We start from the raw sequence: 3392 nt of genomic DNA, 5'->3' as shown, positions 1-3392 counted from the left end.
GACGATCCGCCGCCGCGCCGAGCTACCGGATGCGGAAGAGGTATGCACGTTCATCGTTGCTCCTTCAGGGATGGGGGACACCGCGAGGCGGTGGGAACCGCGGCGCCGCGGCAGGGGACAGGCGCGGTCCGCGCCTTGTGTGTATCACCGGAAAGTCCGGTTTGCCCTTCGAATCAAAAACAAACCGGACGAATGGTTTTTGTGACGAAAGTGTTATCTGGTGCGTTTGTGGTTCTTGGGAAAAGGTTTAAGTTCCTAAGTAGCGATGGCGCCACCGCTACCCCTGTCCGCATGAAAGACAGTAGGTACCAGATGAATTCGCAAACCAAGCGGGGTTCTGTCGTGCCCCGGGGCAGATGGTGGCGTCAGTGCGTGGTCGCCGGCACGACCGTGGTGATGGTTGCCGTCGGAGGGTCGGCAGCACTCGCCCAGCCAGCCTCGACCACACCCACGCCGTCCCCGGCACCGGTGACCACAACCGCGCCCGCGACCTCGGATGTTGTGCCGGCGCCGGCGCTCACGGAGGACACTGCCGATCCGTGCGCGGTCCCCACGACGGCCACGGTCACCACGACCACAACAGCACCGGCGCCGCCGTGCGACCCCGCCACGACGCCGGTGGCACCGGAACCCGTCGGTCCCGAAACAGCCGCAGCCTCCGAATCCGCTCCCGCCCCGGAGCAGCCACCGGTGGCACCGGCGCAGGACACGGTGGCCCCACCGGCCGAGACGGTGGCACCGCTCCCGGCAGAGCTGATGCCGGCCGCTCCGGCTGCGGATCAGCCGATCGCCCCGGACGATCCGGAGCTGTCGTCGAAGACGGCTGAACCGGATCTGGACTGGCGGCCGACCGAGAATCCGAGGTCGACGATCGTTCCTGGTCAGATGCGTTCGGATCGGGAAGAGATCCCCGCGCCGTTCACCAAGGAGGACGCCGACAAGGCCGAGATGCTCGAAGCCCAGCAACGATCCACCTCGGGCACCTCACGGATGTCACTGTTGGCGACCTGTCAGACCTACTGGCCGTCCCCTTACAGCGTGTGTGGAGATATCCGCGACAAGTACAACAGCCTCGGCGGGCCGGCGAGCTTCCTGTCGTTCCCGACCAGCGGGAACATCGTCAACCCCGGCAACACCGGCGAACGAGTCACGTTCCTCAACGGCCCGATCTACTGGTCCGCCGCCGGCGGTGCGCATCCGGTGGTCAACAGCTTCCTCAACCGCTGGGGCATCCACAGCTACGAAGCCGGCTGGCTGAAGTACCCCACCACCGACGAAATCGTTCTCCCCGACGGTGGCCGTCGTCAGGAGTTCCAGGACGGCGCCATTTACGTCGCGTTCCAGAACGCTGTCGGCTCCGCAATCCGCAACGGACCACTGCGCGACAAGTACAACTCGATCGGAGGCCTGGCGCCGGGTGGCACGCTTCTCGGCTATCCCATCCAGGATCAGGTCGGGTTGCCTGATGGTCAAGGTCAGATGGACCGATTCCAGAACGGCGTCATCTAGTGGCACCCCACACACGGCGCATGGCCTGTTACCGAACCCTTACTTACTCAGTGGGCATCTTCTGGATACGAGCAAGGCAGCTTCGGTTACCCTACTGGTGATTTTTCGGTCGATGCTGGAATAGCAGTACGTCAGCAATTCCAGCACGACACGATCCACACTCCCGGTACGAAGATTCCTATCGGGTCGACAGGGCTCTTTCTTACATATGGGATCCCGGCGACTACAGCACTAGGTGTTGCAACTCTTCCGAACGGACTTATATACAACGGCCCGGGATATAATCTCTCGTTGCGTATAACTCCTTCCGCTACGCTAATGAACTCCGAACTGACGATAGTGAACAACCAGGCGCCGCAACAGTTCCGAATGGTATTCGGACTTCCGCCTGGATATAGTCTGTCTAACGTCGGCAACAGTGTCACTGTGAATGGCCCTGGTGGAGTCGTAGCAGACATTGGGAATCCGTTCGCTGCGGGCTCGGATCAGCAGGGAGTTTCGGTTCAAACGTCCGTTCAGGGAAACCAAGTTGTCTATACGATCGTTCCGGGAACGGCCTTCCCGATCACTGCAGTGAACAACGTGGCAAGTGATGTGAGCGAAAGCTACAACCCGTACTACCGAATCGGTGGCGTCACAGCAGCTCTCTGTGCGGCTGAAGACTTCGACTGTGCGCGCTCCATCCGTGCGTACTTCGATTCGCAAACGCAGTCAGAGGCGCACTATCCTGAACGAGTCAGATCGGACGGTTCATACCTGTACGACGATGATCGACTTGACGCCGACCGGCACTGCATGTGGATGGGAATGACCACAGAAGCTTCCAATGCGGCGTTCGCGAAACGACTTGGTGATGCCCATGAACAGGACAAGCCAAGCGGCGCCGAATCGGCAATCATGGACAACTTCAATAACATCACCGGTCGAGCAGTAGGCCTTCGCAACGAAGGTGACGTCGAAGGGATCATCATCGAGTGCAATGGATATGCCGATGCTGCGCCGATCACCCCCATAGCGGACGTCCCGACCGTCGGCCAGAGTAACCCCGGTGAGAACTCCCTCTTGGTCTTTGGAGGGCCGTGACGCCATGACCGCAATTGCGTAACAACTAGAGTGAGGTAGTGAACGTGAGTGACGACGGCAACGGGCTGTTTGACCAGGATCAGGGAATGACGCCGAAAGGAAAATCCCATCCAGGGCTGATGATTGCCGGGCTCACTGCCCTCATCTGCATCCTGTTGTTGTGCCTCTACTACGAGCGCCGTCCCTTCACCGGAAGCACGGACTACCTCACCAAAATTCTTGTTGCCGTGCCAGCCGTGCTCGCTCTGATTGCGCTCGGAGCGGCATGGTTGGTGCGGGCGGTACGAGTGACGAGGTCCGAAGGAAGGTTTCCGCTTACACTTCTCCTTGCGCCCTCTGTGATGGCTGCCGCGGTCCTGCTAGTCCTTGTTAATCCGAAGGCTGGTTTCGAAGATGCAAAGCCGGAAATGCAAACGGTGGCAGAACAACTGATCGACGGAACGGGCCAACCTCAATACGCTGTTGATATCAATGGTCTTCAATTCGGATCCATCGAACGTGAATCGGATGGCTGCGTCTATTTCACGGAGAGTGACCAGGCGATCTCAAGAACAGGCTGGGTGTACACGCGCCAGTGCGTACCCAGGGCACGAACCTTTATTACCCTTGAGCCTGTTGCTCCCAACTGGTCTCGGTTCGAGTACGCAACATAAAAGAGAAAATTTGGGGACTGCCCCCGGTTTGGTCGACTTCCGCACGACAGAATTGGTCATTGGATGGGTCGGGTCCGAGGGAGTCGGCCACCGCACGGGACGTCCACGCTCACGTCAACGTGTTGTGCATCTTCAATCCTGCCACCG

At 59.9% G+C, this 3392-nt stretch carries 3 protein-coding genes; all 3 read left to right on the top strand.

The window, feature by feature from the left end:
• The first annotated feature begins 192 nt into the window (after window positions 1-192).
• The 3 genes from ACN675_RS28455 (at window position 193) to ACN675_RS28445 (ending at window position 3245) form a co-directional block, all read left to right on the top strand.
• A complete protein-coding gene (locus ACN675_RS28455; protein ID WP_420754003.1) occupies window positions 193-1509 on the top strand; it encodes a hypothetical protein in 1317 nt (438 codons plus the stop codon).
• A 318-nt stretch (window positions 1510-1827) separates the two neighbouring features.
• Window positions 1828-2592 carry a DUF6973 domain-containing protein gene (locus tag ACN675_RS28450; protein ID WP_420754002.1) on the top strand — a complete coding sequence of 255 codons (765 nt, stop codon included), beginning with the start codon at window positions 1828-1830 and terminating at the stop codon, window positions 2590-2592.
• 44 nt (window positions 2593-2636) lie between these two features.
• Complete coding sequence (locus tag ACN675_RS28445) at window positions 2637-3245, top strand: hypothetical protein (RefSeq protein ID WP_420754001.1); 609 nt, start codon at window positions 2637-2639, stop codon at window positions 3243-3245.
• Window positions 3246-3392: the final 147 nt, after the last annotated feature.

The sequence above is a fragment of the Rhodococcus sp. O3 genome (assembly GCF_048897285.1).
GTDB lineage: Bacteria > Actinomycetota > Actinomycetes > Mycobacteriales > Mycobacteriaceae > Rhodococcus.
The sequence above is the reverse complement of the archived record's forward strand: the minus strand, read 5'-3'. Positions and strand labels throughout refer to the sequence as shown.

What these genes read in the sequence shown, in the direction of transcription:
- ACN675_RS28450 (WP_420754002.1), top strand. Translation starts at nt 1,828, where the DNA reads ATGAACTCCGAACTGACGATAGTGAACAACCAGGCGCCGCAACAGTTC.
- ACN675_RS28455 (WP_420754003.1), top strand. Translation starts at nt 193, where the DNA reads ATGGTTTTTGTGACGAAAGTGTTATCTGGTGCGTTTGTGGTTCTTGGG.